Genomic DNA, 21686 nt, shown 5'->3' with positions numbered 1-21686 from the left:
CTGATACATACATAAGCAAAGTGGCATTGTATGTATCAACGCATATTTTTAAAACATAGTTAAATTAATACGCAAATAGCAATAAGTAAAGCAAAGGGGTGAATAAAATGTTATTAACGGGGGCTGAAATATTGATAAAGTCTCTTGTTGATGAGGGTATAGACACAGTTTTTGGATACCCTGGAGGGGCTGTTTTAAATATATATGATGAATTATATAAATATAAGGAGAAAATTCGTCATGTTTTAACTTGTCATGAACAAGCAGCTGCACATGCTGCAGATGGATATGCAAGGGCAACTGGCAAAGTTGGAGTATGTATAGCAACATCAGGACCAGGAGCTACAAACTTGGTTACAGGAATAGCAACAGCTTATATGGATTCAATTCCTATGGTAGCTATCACAGGAAATGTATCTAAACCACTTCTTGGTAAAGATAGTTTTCAAGAAGTAGATATAGCTGGAATTACAATGCCTATTACAAAGCATAATTATATTGTAAAAAATATAGAAGATCTTCAAGAGGTAATAAGAGAGGCATTTTATATAGCTGAAGAAGGTAGAAAAGGTCCTGTTTTAATAGATATACCAAAAGATATAACATCTAATAAAACAGAATATAAAAAATTGATTCCTAAAAAAATAACTAAGGGAATAGATAAGATAAAAGAAAATTCATTTCATGAGGCTATAAATTATATAAATAATTGTAAAAAACCATTTATATATGCTGGGGGCGGAATTGTTTCTTCTGAGGCAACAGAAGAGCTAATAAAGTTTTCAGAAAAAATAGGAGCACCTGTATCTACTTCTTTAATGTGCACTTCTGAATTCCCATTTGATCATAATTTATATACAGGAATGATTGGAATGCATGGGACAAAAGCATCAAATATAGGTGCGACTCAATGTGATTTATTAATAGTATTAGGAGCAAGATTTAGTGACAGAGTTATAAGTGATCAAAATCATATTAAAAATGCAAAAATAATTCATATAGATATAGATCCAGCAGAAATAAATAAAAATATAAAAGTAGATTCATCAATAATTGGAGATTTGAAATATGTATTAAATAAATTAATACCGTTAGTAGAAAAAAAGGAAAATAAAGAATGGATTAATTTTATAGATTCTCTTAAAGGAGAAAAGCACATAGATGAGAGCAACAATGGGGAGTTAACACCAAAGTTTTTATTTGATAAGCTGAATAAACTAAATGATGGTAGTTTTATAATTACTACTGAAGTTGGACAACATCAAATGTGGGCTTCTCAGTATTTTAATTATACTAATAGAAGAAGTTTCTTAAGTTCTGGTGGACTTGGAACTATGGGGTATGGCTTTGGAGCTGCTATAGGTGCTCAAATAGGTAAGCCTAATAAAAAAGTATTTAATATTGCTGGAGATGGAAGCTTTGGTATGAATTGCAATGAGATGGCTACAGCAGTTAAAAATAAATTACCATTAGTAGTTATAGTTATGAATAATAATGCACTGGGAATGGTAAGGCAATGGCAAACATTATTTTATGAAAAAAGATATTCAGAGACGACTTTAGATAGGCAAACAGATTATGTTAAGCTTGCAGAAGCTTTTGGTGCTAAGGGGTTTAGGGTTGAAAAAAGAGAAGATCTTGAAGAGACTTTAAAGAAAGCAATTGCCTCAGAAGAACCTGTTTTAATAGATTATGTAATAAGCAATGATAAAAAAGTTTTTCCTATGGTTGCACCTGGTGCACCCATTAATCAACTTATGAGTGAAGAAGATATAAATTAAATAATTAGGGGGACGTTAAAATGACAAAAATGTATTATGAAAAAGACACAGATTTAAATTCATTAAAAGGAAAGACTATTGCAGTAATAGGCTATGGTAGTCAAGGGCACGCTCATGCATTAAATGCTAAAGAATCAGGATGTAATGTAATTATAGGTTTATATGAAGGTAGTAAATCATGGGCTAAAGCAGAAGCACAAGGATTTGAAGTGTTTAGCACAGCTGAGGCAGCAAAAAAAGCTGATATAATCATGATTCTTATAAATGATGAATTACAAGCAGCAATGTATAAAAAGGATATTGCACCAAATCTTGAAGCAGGAAATATGTTAATGTTTGCTCATGGTTTTAATATTCATTTTGATCAAATAACAGCACCTAAGGATGTTGATGTAACAATGATTGCCCCAAAAGGACCGGGACATACAGTAAGAAGTGAATATCAATTAGGTAAAGGAGTTCCTTGTCTTGTAGCAGTGCATCAAGATGCAACTGGTAAGGCTTTAGAAACTGCACTTGCATATGCAAATGCAATTGGTGGAGCAAGAGCTGGTGTGCTTGAAACAACATTTAGAACAGAAACAGAAACTGATTTATTTGGGGAACAAGCAGTTCTTTGTGGTGGTGTTTGTGCTCTTATGCAAGCGGGTTTTGAAACATTAGTAGAGGCCGGATATGATGAAAGAAATGCTTACTTTGAATGTATCCATGAAATGAAATTAATAGTAGATCTTATTTATCAATCAGGTTTTGCTGGAATGAGATATTCAGTTTCAAATACAGCTGAATATGGTGATTATATTACAGGATCTAAGATAATCACTGAAGAAACTAAGAAGACTATGAAGAAAGTACTTAAGGATATTCAAGATGGAACTTTTGCAAAAGATTTCTTATTAGATATGTCTGAAGCAGGAGGACAAGCTCACTTTAAAGCAATGAGAAAATTGGCAGCAGAACACCAATCAGAAGAAGTTGGTAGTGAAATACGTAAACTTTATTGTTGGAACAATGAAGACAAACTAATAAATAACTAATAAATTATATTAAGATGCAATATGGTTAGAAGAAGAACATAAATTTTTATCACAATTTTATGCACAGTTTTTGTAGATAACAATTTCATTTATTAAAAAAGTGTGGATAACTTTAAAAAATGTGGATTCATTAAATTTGAATCCACATTTTTATTTTACCCCTGGGGTGTAAAATTTTCCAAAAGTTAGATTCATAAATATATATTTATACGAAACTTATTTTATGCAAGCGCTTTTATTTATCATATAAAAATATTGACTACTTTATGTTATAATAGTTACTAATAACATATAAGAAAATTTTGGGGAATTTATATATGAATTATGTTTATATTTTAGAATGTTCAGATAATACTTTATATACTGGATGGACAAATGATTTAGAGAAGAGAATAAAAATGCATTCTTCAGGAAAAGGGGCAAAATATACAAGGGGGAGAACTCCAGTTAAACTTTTGTATTATGAAATCTTTGAAGATAAAAAAGAGGCTATGAGAAGAGAATATAAAATAAAAAGGTTAACGAGATTACAAAAGCAAGAATTAATAAAAACAAAATAACATATTTTAAGAATAGAGAATTTGGAGGATGTTATGAAGGTTACTATAAAAGATGTGGCTAAAGAAGCAAATGTTTCAACTTCAACTGTATCTAGAGTATTATCAGATAGCAGTCAGATTAGTGAAGAAACTAAAAGTAAAGTAAGAGAAGCTGTTAAAAAGTTAAAATATAAACCTAATGCAATAGCTAGAAGCTTAGCAAATAATAAAACAAGAATAATAGGTGTAATACTTCCAAATGAAGCACAAGATTTATTAACAAATCCATTTTTCATTCAAGCAATGAAGGGTATGAGTGTATATGCTCAAAGTAAGAATTATTATATTACTTATGCATTTAGTAAAGATGAAGCACACGAAGCACACCATGTAAAGGATTTTATAAGTAGTAATTTGGTAGATGGAATTTGTTTATTAAGAGCTAAATCTGATGATAGCAATATAAAATATTTAAAAGAAACAGGTTTTCCATTTGTTGTTATTGGTAGACCAGAAGAAACTGATGGAATTTTATGGGTAGATAATGATAACTTTAAAGCGACATATGATTTGGTTAATAATTTAGCTAAGCGAGGAAAGAAAAAAATAGCTTTTTTAGGGGCTAGAAAAGAGTGGAATTTAACTAAAGATAGAGTAAACGGATTTAAAGTATCATGCCAAATGAATGGAATTAATATAAAAGAACAATATATAATAATTAAAGAAGAATTTACTGAGCAAGAGGGAATTGAGGCTACAAAAGAACTATTGAAATATGGAATTCCTGATGCTATTGTAGCAGAAGATGATATGATGGCTTTTGGTGCATTAAAGGTCTTTAAAGAAAAAAATTTAAAAGATATTTCTATCATAGGATTTAATAACACACAATTAGCTGAATTTCAAAATCCACCGTTAGCATCTGTTGATATAAATGCATATGAACTAGGATATTATGCGTCTAAAATACTAATAGATTCTTTAGAAAGTAATAATAAAGAGGTAGATCATTATATAATTGATACTAACTTAGTGATTAGAGATTCAATAAAATAATAAATTTTATTGAATCATATATAACAATTTGCAACCGATTGCGAAGAAATCCTTTGTAATTATGAGAAAAAATATGAAAACTAAAGAATTATATATAATTTTTATCTTAAAAAGAAAAAAATTCTTTTGTAATCGGTTATAAAAATTGATATAATCAAAATACAAAAGTGAAGAAAATACCTAGATTTAAATACAAATGATAAATTTAAGTTACTAAGAATGTAATTAAACAGTGGCTTTGTTAGTATATAAAATGAGTCATTTAATTTTTATATTTTATGCAACCGATTGCGAAAGGAATGTATTTATTAATGAAAAAAAATTGGTGGAAAGAAGCAATAGGTTATCAAATTTATCCTAGAAGCTTTAAAGATTCTAATGGGGATGGAATTGGTGATTTAAGAGGAATAATATCTAAGTTAGATTATTTAAAAGACTTAGGAATAGATGTAATCTGGATATGTCCAATGTACAAGTCTCCTAATGATGATAATGGATATGATATAAGTGATTATCAAGATATAATGGAAGATTTTGGAACAATGAGTGATTTCGATGAATTATTAACAGAAGTTCATAAAAAAGGTATGAAATTAATTATTGATTTAGTTATCAATCATACTAGTGATGAACATAAGTGGTTTATAGAATCTAAGTCATCTAAAGATAGTCCTAAAAGAGATTGGTATGTTTGGAAAGAAGGCAAAGATGGTGCTGAACCTAACAATTGGGAAAGTATATTTAAAGGTTCTGCATGGGAATATGATGAAAATACAGAAGAATATTTCTTACATCTATTTTCAAAAAGACAACCTGATTTAAATTGGGAAAATCCTGATGTTAGAAACGAACTATATAAAATGGTAAATTGGTGGTTAGACAAAGGAATTGATGGATTTAGAGTTGATGCTATAAGTCATATTAAAAAAGATCAAACTTTCGAAGACATTAAAAGTCAAGGAAATGAAAGATATGTATCTTCATTTGAAAAGCACATGAATTTTCCAGGTATACATAGATTTTTAGCTGAACTTGCAGATAAGACTTTTGAAAATTACGATATTATGACTGTTGGTGAAGCTAATGGAGTTGATTCTGAAGAAGCAGAACTTTGGGTTGGCGAAGAAGATGGAAAATTTAATATGGTATTTCAATTTGAACATCTTGATTTATGGGATTATGATTCAGATTCTAAATTATCAGTTGTAGGTTTAAAGAAAGCTTTAACAAAATGGCAAAATAATCTAAATGGTGTTGGCTGGAATGCATTATTTATAGAAAATCATGATATTCCAAGGGTTGTTTCAACTTGGGGAAACGATAAAAATTATAGAAGAGAATGTGCTAAAGCATTAGGTTTAATGTATTTTATGCAGCAAGGAACTCCTTTTATTTATCAAGGACAAGAACTTGGTATGACCAATGTTAAATTTGAAAACATAAATAAATATAATGATATTAAATCGGTAAATATATTTAATGAGAGAGTGGAATCAGGGATTTCAGAAGAAGAAGCACTTAAAGAAATATGGGCAATATCAAGAGATAATTCACGTACTCCAATGCAATGGGATAATAGTGAAAATGCTGGATTTTCAAATAATAAACCTTGGATAGATATTAACTCAAATTACAAAGAAATTAATGTTGAAGCACAGTTAAGCGATTCTAATTCAGTGTTAAATTTCTATAAAAAAATGATACATACTAAAAAGAATAGCGAAACTTTAAGCTATGGTGAATATAAACTTATCTTAGATGAAGATGAAAATATATATTCATATATTAGAATTTTGGGTGATAAGAAATATATGATAATATGCAATTTATCAGATAATGAAAATTTATATAAATATGAAAAAGAAACATTAAAATTTGAAAACTTAATTTTATCAAATTACGAAGTAGATAAACATGATGAAATTAGTAGTATAAATTTAAAACCATGGGAATGTAGATTATATAGATTAATGTAGTAATGAATCTATTATGGGATAAGGGTATTGAGAAAAAATAATTATAATAAGGATAGGTGAAGAGTAATGGAAGGAAAGAGAGAAAAACTATTTTCATTTGAATTTTGGCAAAAGTTCGGTAAAGCGCTTATGGTAGTTGTTGCTGTAATGCCAGCAGCAGGATTGATGATTTGTCTTGGAAAATTAATAGGAATGTCTGGAGATTTAGCTTTAATGCAAACCATTGCAAGAGTTGTTGAAGACTTAGGTTGGGGTATTATTGGTAATTTACATATTCTATTTGCAGTTGCAATTGGTGGATCTTGGGCAAAAGAACGTGCAGGTGGAGCATTTGCAGCATTAATAGCATTTATACTTACTAACCGTATTACAGGAGCTATTTTTGGAGTTAGTTCAGCAATGTTAGCGGATAAAACTGCAACAGTAACATCACTTTTTGGAAAACAATTAATAGTTGGAGATTATTTTACATCTATACTTGGAGCACCAGCTCTAAATATGGGAGTTTTCATTGGAATTATTTCAGGGTTTTTAGGAGCCACATTATATAACAAGTATTATAACTTTAATAAATTACCTAATGCATTATCATTCTTCAATGGTAAACGTTTTGTTCCTTTTGTAGTAATTGTAGGATCAGTAGTTATGGCAATAGCACTTTCAATTATATGGCCATTTGCTCAATCAGGATTGAATGCCTTTGGTGTATGGCTTGCAGCATCTAAAGACACAGCCCCAATATTATCACCATTTGTATATGGATGTTTAGAACGTTTACTATTACCATTTGGATTACATCATATGCTTACAATACCAGTAAACTATACTGAATTAGGTGGGGTTTATACTATTTTTACTGGAGCTAATGCTGGACATGTTATAGCTGGTCAAGATCCATTATGGTTTGCATGGATATCAGATTTAATAAATTTAAAAGGTGCAGGAGATATGTCTTCATATAATAATTTATTAACAACAGTTACACCAGCAAGATTTAAGTATGGTCAAGTAGTTCTTTCAAGTGCTTCATTAATAGGGGTTGCACTTGCAATGTATAAGAATGTTGATGAAGATAAGAAGCATAAATATAAATCAATGTTTTTATCAGCAGGACTTGCAGTATTTTTAACAGGGGTTACAGAACCAATAGAATTTATGTTTATGTTTGTATCACCAATTCTTTATGGAGTATATGCAGTTATAACAGGTATAGGATTTGCTTTAGCAGATATTATTAGCGTAAGAATACAAGCTTTCGGATTTGTTGAATTTTTAACTCGTGTACCTATGTTCGTAAGAGCAGGTTTATCAATGGATTTAGTTAACTTTGTAATTAGTGGGATTGCATTCTTCTTCTTAAATTACTTTACATTTAATTTCTTAATAAAGAAATTTAAGATTGCTACTCCAGGAAGAAGAGGAAATTATATAGATTCAGAAGAAGATGAATCTTCAAAAAACTCATCAAATTCAAATACATCAGGTGATGAATTAGCAGTAAAAATAATTTCATTATTAGGTGAAAGAGAAAATATTGTAGATGTTGATGCTTGTATGACTCGTTTAAGGGTAACAGTAAAAGACAAAGCTTTAGTTTCTGATGAAAAAGATTGGAAGAAAAATGGAGCTCTTGGTTTAGTAATAAAAGATAAAGGGATACAAGCAATATATGGACCAAAAGCTGATGTTTTAAAGTCAAATATTCAAGATATATTAGGAGTGTAGTAAAGTGAAGTTATTAACTTTAAATTGTCATTCTTGGCAAGAAGAGAATCAAATAGATAAAATAAAGTATTTAGCTAAAATAATAAGGGAAAAAGATTATGATGCAATGGCATTTCAAGAAGTAAGTCAATCTATTGATGCAAAAAGTATTGATGGTAATCTAAAAGTGGATAACTTTGCAGTATTATTACAAAAAGAATTAGCTAAAAATAATGCTAATTATAATTTTTTTTGGGATTTTTCCCATATAGGTTATGAAAAATATGAAGAAGGTTTAGCTATATTTACTAAACATAATATAATTAATGAAAAATCATTTTTTATAAGTAAAGGAACAGATAGAGAGTATTGGAATACTAGAAAAATTGTAAAAGTCACATTTAAGTATAATAATGAAAATATAGATCTTTATTCTTGTCATCTAGGATGGTGGGAAGATGAAGAAGAGCCATTTAAACATCAAGTGAAAAAATTATTAGAAGAAAATGTTTCTAATAATATAACATTCTTTATGGGTGATTTTAATAATAATGCGTTTATAAGAAATGAAGGATATGATTATTTACTTAATAAAGGTCTAATTGATACATTTAATATATCAAAAGAAGCTGATAGTGGAATTACAGTCAAAGGGAAAATAGATGGTTGGGATGAAAATAAAGATAAATTAAGATTAGATCTGATTTTAAGTAATAAAAAGTTAGATGTTATAACATCTAAAGTAATATTTAATGGAATAAACAAAGATGTAATATCTGATCATTACGGTGTTGAAATTAGCCTAAACTTATAAATTAAAATAAATGAAAAATAAGACGAATGATTTCATCCGTCTTATTTTTTTTCTATTTTTTGCATTATATCGTATAGCTTTGATACACAATCACTTAATGCGTATAAATCATCATCATCTAAAATTTCAATTTTACTTGCCAATTTAGCTTTTGCAGCATTTCTGAATTTTTCAAATATATCTAATGCCTTTGCAGTTAATTCAACTCTAAGTATTCTTCTATCTTTAGAATCTGGATATCTATTAACTAGACCGTATTCTATAAGCTTATCTATTATGGGCGTCATATTAGATTTAGATATACCTAAATTACTAGCTATTTGAGATATTGGTGAAGAATTTGATTTATGAAGATATAGAATTACTTTTGTATGAGATGGTGGCATAGGAAATTCATTCATATAATCTTCAACTTCTTTTGGTGGTTTAGGAAAATTTTTTATAAACTCATTTTCACTAAATATATTATTTTTAACTAAAAATAAAAAAGTTAATAAAGAATCGGAAATTTTATCTAAATCTTGTTTATGCATTAATTTAACTCCTTAATATGCGTTCATACGTTATAGTATAAAATAAATTATAAACTAATAACTATTTATATACAAGATAGAAAAGTTATTGACTTAGAATAATTATAAATTTATAATTAATTATATTTTATCAATTAATACTAATATTAATAAAACTTGACTATTAATGGTGTTTTTTACAACTGAATGATATTTTAAGTATGACAGATAGTTAAAACAATGTTGATATTTTAGTACAAAGTTTATGGACAGAATGCCATTTTTCTTTTGGACTATAATATCAACATTAATTTAAAATATAGATTAATTTTAATATTACATTAGAAGGGTTGGAGGCAATAAGTATGAAAAAATATTTAGCATTATTATTAATATTTAATATGATGTGGCTAGTTGGATGTGGAAACAAAGATGTACCAAAAGAACAAGAAAAATCCATAGCGGTATCGGTTAAAAAATCAAAAAATAGCGAGATAGAAAATAAAAATGTATTTACAGGTACTACTAAAGTAGCAACTGAAACCTCTATTACAACAGAAATGGCTGGAACAATAGAAAAAACATATGTGTCACTTGGACAAGAAGTTAAAAAGGGGGATATACTTTTGACTTTAAAAGGTGATGATGTTAATAATAGTGTTAGTCAAGCAAAAGCAGCATTGGATTTAGCACAAGCAAATTATAATAATACTACAAGTGGAAGTATAGAAAGCCAAACAAATCAATTAGAAAATTCGGTGAAACTTGCTCAATTACAATATGATGAAGCAAAAAGAAATTATGATATGTATACTGCATTGTATCAAGGAGATGCAATAAGTGAAGATCAATATAAAAAAATAGAGCTTAGCTTAAATCAAGCTAAACAACAATTAGATATAGCTGAAAAATCATATACAACAACAACTGAAAAAAATATTCCTGAGTTACAAGAATTAGCAGAGAAGCAATTAGAACAAGCTAAAGTATCATATGATGTAGCAGCAAGTAATTTAAATAAACTTACATTAGTATCACCAGTTGATGGTGTAATTACAGCTAAAAATTGTGATTCAAATGAAATGATTAGTCAACAACAACCAGCATTTATTGTTTCTAGTCCAAATACCTTAGAAGTGAATATAAATGTAGCTCAAGCTGATATAAATAAATTTTCAGCAGGGCAAGATGTAGAAGTTATAATAGATGGACAAACTATTAATGGTAAAGTTGAATATGTGCCTTTAGTTGTGGATTCACAGACTTCTTTATACCAAATAAAAATATTAATAGATAATTCATCAAATGCTTTAAAAGCAGGAATGTCAGCAGAAGTTAATTTGAGTCTAGAAAAGAATGAAAACATAATAACTATTCCTAAAAAAGCTTTATTTGAAGAGGATGGTAAGAAATATTTATACATAGTAAATGATGAAACTAGAGCTATAAAAACAGCAGTAGAAACAGGGATAGAGACATCAATAGATGTTGAAATTAAATCTGGAATTAATTCTGATGATACAGTAGTTGTTGGAGGAATAACACTTATAACTGATGGAAGTAAAGTATTTCCTGTAGAAAAGGAGGACTAAGATTATGAATTTAACTAAAACTTCAGTTAAACGTCCTCTTACAATAATAATGGTATTTTTGGTTGTTATTATGTTTGGTTATATAGGCTATTTGAAGATGCCAGCTAACTTAATGCCGGATATAGAAATACCAGTAGTAATGGTAACAACGCAATGGGCAGGAGCGGGTCCTGAAGATATAGATGAACAAATAAGTGAAAAAATTGAAGAAAAATTATCGGCAATATCTAATGTTAAAAAGACTGTTTCTATGTCTCAAGAAAGTGTTTCAATGGTTGTGGCACAATTTGAATATGGAACAGATTTAAATGAAATATTGAATGATGTAAGATCAAAGGTAGATTCTGTGCAATCAACTTTACCTGATGATGTTACAAAGTCTACTGTTCTTAAAATGGATATGAATGCGCAAGCAATATCTCAATTAGTTATCTCTGGTGGACACAGCTCGGAAGCATTAATGAAATATGCAGAAGATACTATTCAATCTAAAATTGAATCAGTAGCTGGAGTTACTGAAGCAGGAATTAATGGTGGAGATAAATCACAAGTAAATATAACTGCTGATCCTGCTATTTTATCAAATTATGGAGTTAGTTTGCAGACTATAAAAAATACTTTATCAGCTACTAATAAAACTTTTCCATATGGTTCAATAATTCAAGGTGAAGATAAAATAGTCTTAAGAGGTATTGATGAATTAAATTCGTTAGAAGATGTAAAACAAGTTCAAATACCAGTAAGTGGTGGAAAAACTGTTAGGTTAGATAAGATCTGTGATGTTGATTATGGATTTGCTGAGAAACAAGCTATATATAGGTATAATGGTCAAAATAGTTTAGTAATAGATATACAGAAACAGCAAGATGCAAATACTGTACAAGTTATGAAGGATGTTCATAAAACAGTAGAAAAACTTAATTCAGAAAATCCTGAATATAAAATTGAAGTAGTTAATGACTCTAGTGAATATATAAATGATTCAATTAAAAGTGTAATGCAAAATCTTGCTATAAGTGCTGTTATTGCGTTTTTAGTAATTTTTCTTTTCTTAAAAAATATGAGGGCATCATTAGTTGTTGCTATTGCAATTCCTACATCAATAATAGGTGCTATTGCATTACTTTATTTTACAGGTGAAACTCTTAATATGGTAACACTAGGTTCACTTGTAATAGCCGTAGGTATGGTTGTTGATAATGCAACGGTTATTATAGAAAATATATTTCAATATAGGAGAGACACTGTATTGGATATTGATGATTGTTCTATAAAAGGTGCTCAAACTGTAACAAATGCAATTGTAGCATCAACATTAACAACAGTAGCTATATTTTTACCAATTTTATTTACTGAAGGATTTACTAAGATAATGTTTGGTGCTTTAGCGAAGACACTTATATATGCATTGTCATTATCTTTAATAGTAGCAATAACATTGGTTCCTAGTATTTTTGCCAAATTAAGTAAAGGTGAAAATGCTAAAAAACTTGTTGAAAAACAATCACCTATTTTTGATAAAATTAGTAAAAGATATAGAAGTATATTGAAAATCTCTTTAAATCATAAAAAGATAGTTGTATTTATAAGTATTTTATTATTTATTGGGTCTATATTTGGAGCAGCATTTATAGGTGTTGATTTTATGGCATCAACAGATGAAGGAAAATTAAGTATATCTATAAGTTTGCCAGAAGGTCTTGAATTAAATGCTAGTGACTATTATGTATCTATGGCAGAAAATAAAATTGCAGATATTCAGGAAATAAAAACTACTATGACAACTTTGTCTTCAGGATCAAAATCTAGTAGTGGTACAAGTGCTAATATAGCTGTAGAGTTAGTTCCTGAAAAGGAAAGAAAGAAATCTACAGAGGATATAGAAAAAGAAATTGTTGAAAGAATGGCCACTGTGCCTGATTGCGAAGTAAAAGTTAATATGAGTAGTAGTATGGTTGGTGGTTCAGATGGAGTTTCACTTGAACTAAAAGGACCAGATATAGATGTTTTAGAAGAAATAGCAAAACAAGCAGAAGTAAAATTAAATTCATTAAATGGATTTAGAAATGTAACAACGTCTTTAGCTGATACAACAAAAGAAGCACAATTTAAAATAGATAAGGATAAAGCTCAACAATACGGTATAAATACATCAGGAATAGCTGGTTTGTTACGTACAGCAATAAATGGGGATTCTGTGACAACAGCTACAATAGATGATTATAAAGTTGATGTTAATTTAAAATTTCAAGAATCAAGTATTGATAGTTTAGATGATATAAAACAAATTAAAATTTTATCTCAAAGTGGTCAAGAAGTTCCAATTGGAGTATTTGCAGAGATAACTATGGAAGATAGTTTGAAATCTATTTCTAAAAGTGATGGAGATTATACTATAACTATTTCAGCAACAGTAGATGATTTAGATATAGGTACTGCATCAAAACAAGCTATGAATGCTATAAACGAATTAGATTTACCAAGAGATTATAGTATTTCTTTTGGTGGAGCAACAGAAATGATGAATGAATCAATGAGTGGATTGATATTTGCTATGGTTATAGCAATAATACTTGTTTATATGGTAATGGTTGCTCAATTTGAGTCATTTAGCAAACCATTTATTATAATGTTTTGTATACCATTTGCATTTGTTGGAGTTGTTTTTGCATTAGTAATAACAAGGGCAAATCTTAATGTTGTAGGAATGCTCGGTTCTATATTATTAGTCGGTATAGTTGTTAATAATGGTATAATTTTAATAGATTATATTGAACAACTTAGAAAGGCTAAACCAAATGATAATTTAACAGATGTAGTTGCTATTGGATCGGCAACTAGACTTAGACCAGTTCTTATGACTACAATGACAACTGTTGTAGGAATGATACCAACTGCATTATCTTTTGGTAGTGGTGGAGAAACAATGCAACCTCTTGCAGTAGTAATAATAGGAGGACTTTCAGTATCTACATTAGTAACACTTATATTAATACCTACTATTTATATGATATTTGATAAATTAGAAAAGAAATTCTTTAATAAATTTAATAAATTAAAAGATAAAATAACTAAAAAAGTAAATAATTTATCTTTTAGAAATAAAGAAAAAATAGATACTAATAATGAAGAGGCAAACTATGATATAAATTTAAAACAAATAGAAGAAAAAACTGAAGAAATACTAAATAATAACGATGAAAATAAATAATAAGCTTTTAGAGAGGAGATTATATAATGAATAATAGTTTAAAAAGATTAGTTGCATTAACTATTGCTGGTTTAATAACTTCAGCCTCGCTAATTCAAATGCCAGTAAATGCAAATACCTCTAAGCCAATATTAAGTTTAGAGAAGGCTATAGATTCGGCAATAGATAATAGCTATCAGATAGTATTGAATGAAGAAAAACAGGATATGCTTGAGGAAAAAGATGATTTTTATGAAGATGTTGATATGGATGATAATGGATATAATGATATACAAATGAGTCAAAATGAACAAAAAAGAAAATTTTTAGAAGATCAGATATCTGTAGATGTAACTAGTAAATATAATTCAATAGTAATACTTGAAAAAGAATTAGAAAACATAGGGATAGATATAGACATTAAAACTAAAGAATATGAAAACATGGAGCTAAAGAAAAAAATAGGATTAGTTAGTACAATTGAAATGCAAAATGCTAAAGCTGAATTAGAAAAACTTAAAGCTGATAGAAAATCAAAAAAACAGGAACTAAAGAATAGTAAAAAAGTTTTTGAAATAATAACAGATATAGATGTTGAAGATTATGATTTAGAGGACGATGTTAAATTCAAACAATTAAAATTAGATGAATCTTTAGATTCTTACCTTGATGAGAGAATCGATACTTATTTTAGATATAATAAAAAATTAGCTGATTGGGTTGAAGATAACTATTCAAGTACAGCAGGCTCTAAACCAGTACCTCCAAATGAAAATGATTATAAGGATGAAGAGGGAAATACTAAACCTGAATATAAAGATGCGTTAAAGAATTGGTCAACTAATTATTATAATTGGATATCGGCTTCTTTAAAAGATATAGAAAGTGAATATAATGCAAATACAGCAATGAATTCGGTAAGTGATGCAAAGAGAACAATGAAACAAACATTGCTTACTACTTATACAAAACTTGTGACATTAGAAGGTAATATAGTTTCAATGAAATCACAGCTTGATGTATTGTATAACAAAACTAAGATAACTAAGCTTCAATATGATCTTGGACTAGCTACAAAGCAAGATTATTATAAGCAACTTTTGACTACTGAACAATTAGAAGTTAGTTATAATTCTTTAATTAACAGTTACAATGATTTAAAAGAAAAAATAGATAAGCCTTGGACACTTTCTTCAGGAATGTAACATAAATTTAGCTATGTTTTAGCTTTGTATTTATATATGCATAAGTAAAGTGGACAGAGTAATTGAACTTATAAATACTATACTCTTTTAGTGTTTATAAGTTCAATTTCATATTACCTCCTGTATTGATAAATAGATATGTATAATTTGGAATTTTCATTAAGTTGAAATATATAGTATAATTACTAATAAATTATGAATACATCTTAGTAATACACTCTATTTTAATAATGTTTTGATATTATAGTAAAAATTCGTGGATATAGGAGTGTATTTTAAGAATTTAAAAATACAATATAACAATTAATTAATTTATATTAATTAAGTAAAATATTTAGGGGGAGTAGAATGAACCGATTAAAAAACACATTAAAAGTAATATTAATAGGAATAATTATAATAGCTTCTACAAACATAAATGTTTATGCATCAGAAACGTTTTATGATTCTAATAAATTAAAAAATGAAATTTATGATAATTTAAAAGATTGGGAAACAGAATTTACTCTTAATTATTTTGGTGATAATATTCAATCTGTATTAGATAGTGCAATAGATAGTGAGGATTACTTAGAAAGATCAGTGTCTTCATATAATATTAAAATTAATGGAGCAAAAAATAAATTTACAATACAATATAGAACAACTAAATCTCAAGAAGATTTTATAGATAGCGAATTAAAAAGAATAGTAAATAATTTAATAGATCCTAATATGAGCACAATAGATAAAGTTATAGCTATAAATAATTATTTGGTTAAGATATACAAATATGATTATAGTATAAAGTCTGATAATGTATATTCTGCATTAACAACAAAAGAAACTATTTGCCAAGGTTATGCTATGACAGCATATAAAATGTTTAAGATATTAGGAATAGAATCTAGAATAGTTAGTGGTACTATGAATGGGACAGGACATGCTTGGAATTTAGTTAATATCAATGGAAATTGGTACAATTTAGATATAACTAATAATGATAATATAATTAGAGATAAATATTTACTTGTCAGTGATGATTTTTTGATAAACAATGGATTTTATTGGAATAAGTCTAAGTATCCAACTGCATATTATAACTATTATAATATTCCAAAGACTTTTACAGATTACAATAATGATAATGAGAAGGATGTATCGAGTTATTATAATGGTGGATATTGGTACAGTGAAAAAGGCTATTGGCACTATTTTAGATTTAGTGGAAGAGATGCAAGAGGATGGCTTAAAAACGATGGAAATTGGTATTACTTTGATAATGATGGAAAAATGAAAGTTGGTTGGATATTAGATAATGGAACATGGTATTATTGTTATTCAAATGGACAAATGGCTTATAATACAATGATAGGAAAATATAAATTAGATGGTAGTGGAGCTTTAGTAAATTGATATTTCAGAAAATGAGTCTAATTTGGTGTAATTTGTATTAAATTATCAATAAAAAAATTAAATATATAGTAAAAACTTAATATACATTTAAAAAACACTTATATTTTTATGCAAGAAAAAAATATAAGTGTTTTTTTTGAATAAAAGTATTAAATTTTGTAGAATTTTATGCCAAAAGATATATATTATATTGTAGACAAACTCAAATTATATGATAAAATAAATCCATAGGCATGAAATCAGTTGATTGGAGGGATAATTTAGTTAGTAATATAGATTAAAGCGCCAGGACTTAAAATAATTTTTTGTTATTGTTTATTATTAAGAATAATTAATAGTAAATATCAAATAACTAAAATGAAATTAATTTTAAGTTGACGAGGTTGGGGAGTATCGAAACTTCGGCGGGTGCCCCACGGTATTTGCACTACCGTTAACAACTGGCAAAGCTATAAAGCAATTTATAGTACAAATCCAGTTAGGTGTTAAAACCTTCTTAATTTAGATTTTGTATTTATGAGTATTATTATGCCTATTTTTAAATTTATAATTAGAGGAATCTAAAAGAGGTTGTAATTTTAATATTATGAATTAAGAAAGGAAGATTAATATGTGCGGAATAGTTGGATATTTAGGAAGTGGGAAAGCTACTTCATTTTTAATTAATGGATTATCAAAGTTAGAATACAGAGGTTACGACTCAGCAGGAGTAGCTGTTGTTAATAATGGAGAAATTGAAGTAAGAAAATTCAAAGGAAGATTAGCTAATTTAGCAGATAATATAAAGGAAAATCCTGTTGAAGGAAACATGGGAATAGGACATACAAGATGGGCAACACATGGAGCTCCATCAGATGTTAATTCACATCCACATTTAAATAGTAAAGAAACAATTGCTGTAGTTCAAAATGGAATAATTGAAAATTACTTAACATTAAGAACATGGCTTAAAGGAGAAGGATATACTTTTAAATCAGAAACAGATACAGAAGTAATTCCTAATTTAATTGATTATTATTATGAAGGAAATTTATTTGAAGCTATAATTAAAACACTTAAGAGACTTGAAGGAAGTTATGCTTTAGGTGTTGTTTGTAAAGACGAGCCAGATAAATTAATAGCAGTAAGAAAAGAATGTCCTTTAATTGTAGGATTAGGAAAAGATGAATCATTCATCGCATCAGATATTCCAGCTGTATTAAGCTATACAAGAGATGTATATCTTTTAGAAGATCATGAAATAGCTGTTCTTTCAAATGATGGAGTTAAGCTTTATTCAACAGATGGAAAAGAAATACAAAAGGATATCTACCATGTTACATGGAGTGAAGATGCTGCTGAAAAAGGTGGATTTGAAGATTTCATGTTAAAAGAAATTCATGAACAACCAAGAGCTATAAGAGATACTATGGCTGGAAGAATTTCAATGGAAAAGAGTATGCTTTTAGATGATTTAAAAATAACTAAAGAAGATTTAGAAAATACAGATAGAGTATTTATAGTAGCTTGTGGTACTGCATATCATGCTGGACTTGTAGGTAAAAACTTAATTGAATCATTTGCAAAAATCCCAGTAGAAGTTGATATAGCATCTGAATTCAGATATAGAAATCCATTAGTAACTGATAAATCTTTAGTTATTGTTATAAGTCAATCTGGAGAAACAGCAGATACATTAGCAGCTTTAAGAAATAGTAAAAATATTGGAGCTACTATAATAGCATTAACTAATGTAGTTGGAAGTTCAGTATCAAGAGAAGCTGATCATGTATTATATACATTAGCAGGACCTGAAATTTCAGTTGCATCTACTAAGGCTTATACAACTCAAATAATCGGAATGTATATGATGGCTATGACATTTGCCAAAATATTAGGAAGATTAAAGAGTGATAGATTAGAAAAATTAAAAGAAGAGTTATTAGATTTACCAGAAAAGGTAGAACTAGTTTTAGAAGATAGAGAAAAAATAAAAGCAATAGCTGAAAAAATGTATGAAGAAAAAGATGTATTTTATTTAGGTAGAGGTCTTGATTATGCAGTTGCATTAGAAGGATCACTTAAACTTAAAGAAATATCATATATTCATGCTGAAGCATATGCTGGTGGAGAATTAAAACATGGTCCTATAGCTTTAATTGAAGAGGGAACAAATGTAATTGCTTTATTAACTCAAGAAGCTTTAAAAGAAAAAATGGTAAGTAATATTGTAGAAATTAAAGCAAGAGGAGCAAAAGTCATTGGAGTTTGTTATCAAGGAACTAAAGGATTAGAAGAAGTTCTAGATGAAGTAATTTACATTCCAAGAACTATGGATATGTTTGCACCGGTATTGAGTGTTGCTGCACTTCAATTATTATCATATTATGTAGCTAAAGCTAAAGGTTGCGATATAGATAAACCAAGAAATTTAGCTAAATCTGTTACTGTAGAATAATAATTAAAATTTATAAAAGTTATATAAGGCTAGTCATTTTAATAGAATTAAAATGACTAGTCTTATATTTATGTAAAGGGGGATGAGTTTATGTATACTCCACGATATTATTTCAGTAATAATTTTAAAAAATATGAAGAATTATTTCGTACCAAGGAACATGAAGTAAAATATTACAAAAAGGGAGAATATCTATGTGATATAGATGATAGTATGAATACAATATTTTATATTGTATCTGGCACAGTGAAATTATCTATGTTACATCCAAGTGGTAATGAAAAGAATTTTTCTTTTCATGGTAAGGGAACCATACAACCTTTTTATTATCCATCTGATTGTAGCCTTGAGCATTCAGTATTACTTTTAGCAATATGTGATGTAGAGGTTTTAGCTTTCAAGAAAGATAACTTTGCAAATATTATTAAAGACAATCCTGAGCTATATGAAACTATGTTAGAAGGCTTTGTAAAAATGGTTAATTTATTAATGTATGATACTACAAATATTCTTTTTAATGATGGACTAGTTAAGATATGTAATTTTTTATATTCGTGTTTAATGTCATCAGAATTTAAAGATGGTGTAATTAGAATATCTCAAAAGGATTTATCTGCAATTATTGGTATGAATAGAACTAACACAGCTAAATATTTAAAACTTCTTCGTGAAAAAAATATTATTAAAACATCTAGAAATAATATAACTATATTAGATGAAAAAAATCTTTTGAAGCAATGCTCCAATGAATTATATAAAATATAATTCTTGTGTATTTAAAAGTACATAACTTTTATATTAAATGTGTTATCATCAACAGGACGTAAAGTTAAGTATCCTGTATAAATTAAATGATGTTAAAAAATAGTATGTTGGATACATTAGTTTGTACCAAGGTACTTTTTTTATAAAGAAAATTATCTAAGAGGGTGTTTTATGGTTAGTTAGCTAAAGGATAAAACTCAAAAAGATATTTGAGGTCTTAAGTAATATTATTAAAAAGTTAGGATGGTAAAAATGGCAAGAAGTTTTAATTTAGTAAAGGATAGCGAAAGTAAATTATACTTAAAGTACTTAGCACCAAGTATATTTGGTATGATTATGCTATCAGGATATGTATTTGTAGATGCATTGTGTGTTGGTAGAGCATTAGGTGGCATTGGACTAGCTGCTTTGAATGTAAGTACTCCAACGATATCATTGATGTATGCAACAGGATTTCTTTTTGCAACAGGTTCTGCAACTATATATTCTATTTTTAAGGGTAAAAACGAAGATGAAAATGCTAGGAAGATGTATACTTTTGGATTTATCAGTGCATTAATTATGGGAATTATTTATTGTATTTTAGGTATTGTATTTATTGATAAAATAGCATATTTCCTTGGTGCAACTGACAATACAATTAAAATGACTAAACAGTATATGTTAACAATTTTGAGTTTTGCTCCATTTTTTGTTTTAGATATTTTTATGAATGTTTTTGCAAGAAATGATAAAGCACCTCATATATCAATGTTAGCAACTATTGCTTGTTGTTCACTTAATATTGTATTAGATGTATTATTTGTTTTTGGATTCCACTTAGGTATGTTTGGAGCAGCAATAGCTACAGCTATTTCAACAGTAGTGAGTTTTACAATAACATTTTCTTATTCATTAAGTAAAAAATCAGGACTTAAGTTAAAAAGATTTATACCAAGATTAAATGATTTTTTAAGAATAGTAACCAATGGAGTAAGCAGTTTTATTAGCGAAATGTCAGTAGGGGTAGTTACTATTGCTTTTAACAGAGTAATTTTAAGCCAGATAGGTGAAATTGGAGTATCAGCTTATGGAATTATAGCTAATATAAATCTAATATTTTTCTCAATTTTTATGGGAAATGCTCAAGCAATGCAACCTTTAGTTAGTATTAACTATGGAGCTAATGAATATAAAAGAACTTTTAACTTTTTCAAACTAGGAGTTACGTTTGCTATGGGAGTTGGAGTAATATTTACTTTTGCATCGATATTTTTCTCTTATCAATTAAGCTCTTTATTTGTAACTGATCCAAAAATTATAAAAGTGACTGCATCAGCAATTAAAATATATGGACTAGCATATCTTATAATGGGAATAAATTTATTATTTGATGCATTCTTTTATTCAGTTGAAAAACCTAAATTCGCAGTTAGTATATCTTTATCAAGAGCATTAATTATTGTTTTAAGCATGTTATTTATTCTTTCACATGTTTTTGGAAGCGTAGGAATATGGATGACAGTTCCAGTTACAGAAGTTTGTACGTTATTCATTGGAATTACTTTATTTATAAAATATAAACACAATCAGTTATCATTAAGTATAGAAAGTTAATAATTTTTATTTTAAAATTTTGTTTAATATTTGGCTATGTTTTAGTAGTGTGTTGATATATACATAAGTAAAATGGACTGAGTAATT

At 28.0% G+C, this 21686-nt stretch carries 15 protein-coding genes; 14 read left to right on the top strand and 1 reads right to left on the bottom strand.

Annotated features, from left to right (window positions below):
* The first annotated feature begins 107 nt into the window (after positions 1-107).
* The 7 genes from ilvB to NG918_RS05060 all read left to right on the top strand — a co-directional run bounded on the left by ilvB (position 108) and on the right by NG918_RS05060 (position 8907).
* On the top strand, positions 108-1781 hold the full coding sequence (gene ilvB / locus NG918_RS05090) for a biosynthetic-type acetolactate synthase large subunit (RefSeq protein ID WP_252225018.1): 1674 nt from the start codon (positions 108-110) through the stop codon (positions 1779-1781).
* A 20-nt stretch (positions 1782-1801) separates the two neighbouring features.
* The gene (gene ilvC, locus NG918_RS05085) at positions 1802-2818 is read left to right on the top strand and encodes a ketol-acid reductoisomerase (protein ID WP_252225015.1); all 1017 of its coding nucleotides are present in this window, start codon (positions 1802-1804) and stop codon (positions 2816-2818) included.
* Between the two features lie 317 nt (positions 2819-3135).
* Positions 3136-3378, top strand: a complete 243-nt coding sequence (locus NG918_RS05080; RefSeq protein WP_252215135.1) for a GIY-YIG nuclease family protein — start codon at positions 3136-3138, stop codon at positions 3376-3378.
* 33 nt (positions 3379-3411) lie between these two features.
* A complete protein-coding gene (locus NG918_RS05075) occupies positions 3412-4413 on the top strand; it encodes a LacI family DNA-binding transcriptional regulator (protein WP_252215137.1) in 1002 nt (333 codons plus the stop codon).
* Between the two features lie 311 nt (positions 4414-4724).
* Positions 4725-6389, top strand: coding sequence for a glycoside hydrolase family 13 protein (locus tag NG918_RS05070; protein ID WP_252225008.1), 1665 nt, complete (start codon positions 4725-4727; stop codon positions 6387-6389).
* A 66-nt stretch (positions 6390-6455) separates the two neighbouring features.
* Positions 6456-8114, top strand: a complete 1659-nt coding sequence (locus NG918_RS05065; RefSeq protein WP_252225005.1) for a PTS transporter subunit IIBC — start codon at positions 6456-6458, stop codon at positions 8112-8114.
* A 4-nt stretch (positions 8115-8118) separates the two neighbouring features.
* Positions 8119-8907, top strand: coding sequence for an endonuclease/exonuclease/phosphatase family protein (locus tag NG918_RS05060; protein ID WP_252225002.1), 789 nt, complete (start codon positions 8119-8121; stop codon positions 8905-8907).
* Between the two features lie 41 nt (positions 8908-8948).
* On the opposite strand, the gene NG918_RS05055 is transcribed toward NG918_RS05060, so the two are convergent.
* The gene (locus tag NG918_RS05055; RefSeq protein WP_252215148.1) at positions 8949-9440 is read right to left on the bottom strand and encodes a MarR family winged helix-turn-helix transcriptional regulator; all 492 of its coding nucleotides are present in this window, start codon (positions 9438-9440) and stop codon (positions 8949-8951) included.
* A gap of 344 nt (positions 9441-9784) precedes the next feature.
* Here NG918_RS05055 and NG918_RS05050 point away from each other — a divergent pair, with 344 nt between their 5' ends.
* The 7 genes from NG918_RS05050 to NG918_RS05020 all read left to right on the top strand — a co-directional run bounded on the left by NG918_RS05050 (position 9785) and on the right by NG918_RS05020 (position 21599).
* Complete coding sequence (locus NG918_RS05050; protein ID WP_252224998.1) at positions 9785-11011, top strand: efflux RND transporter periplasmic adaptor subunit; 1227 nt, start codon at positions 9785-9787, stop codon at positions 11009-11011.
* Between the two features lie 4 nt (positions 11012-11015).
* Positions 11016-14222: an efflux RND transporter permease subunit gene (locus NG918_RS05045; RefSeq protein WP_252224995.1), complete on the top strand. Its 3207-nt coding sequence runs from the start codon at positions 11016-11018 to the stop codon at positions 14220-14222.
* Between the two features lie 26 nt (positions 14223-14248).
* Positions 14249-15406: a TolC family protein gene (locus NG918_RS05040; protein ID WP_252215154.1), complete on the top strand. Its 1158-nt coding sequence runs from the start codon at positions 14249-14251 to the stop codon at positions 15404-15406.
* A 348-nt stretch (positions 15407-15754) separates the two neighbouring features.
* On the top strand, positions 15755-16801 hold the full coding sequence (locus NG918_RS05035; protein WP_252215156.1) for a transglutaminase domain-containing protein: 1047 nt from the start codon (positions 15755-15757) through the stop codon (positions 16799-16801).
* Positions 16802-17411: 610 nt separating this feature from the next.
* Entirely contained in the window at positions 17412-19238 is a 1827-nt protein-coding gene (gene glmS, locus NG918_RS05030; RefSeq protein WP_252215158.1) for a glutamine--fructose-6-phosphate transaminase (isomerizing), read from the top strand.
* A 90-nt stretch (positions 19239-19328) separates the two neighbouring features.
* Positions 19329-20003, top strand: coding sequence for a Crp/Fnr family transcriptional regulator (locus NG918_RS05025; RefSeq protein WP_252224992.1), 675 nt, complete (start codon positions 19329-19331; stop codon positions 20001-20003).
* A 252-nt stretch (positions 20004-20255) separates the two neighbouring features.
* Entirely contained in the window at positions 20256-21599 is a 1344-nt protein-coding gene (locus NG918_RS05020) for an MATE family efflux transporter (protein ID WP_252215164.1), read from the top strand.
* Positions 21600-21686: the final 87 nt, after the last annotated feature.

The sequence above is a fragment of the Clostridium sp. ZBS2 genome, assembly GCF_023845855.1.
GTDB classification, from domain to species: domain Bacteria; phylum Bacillota; class Clostridia; order Clostridiales; family Clostridiaceae; genus Clostridium; species Clostridium aquiflavi.
This window is presented reverse-complemented; position numbering and strand designations above follow the sequence as displayed.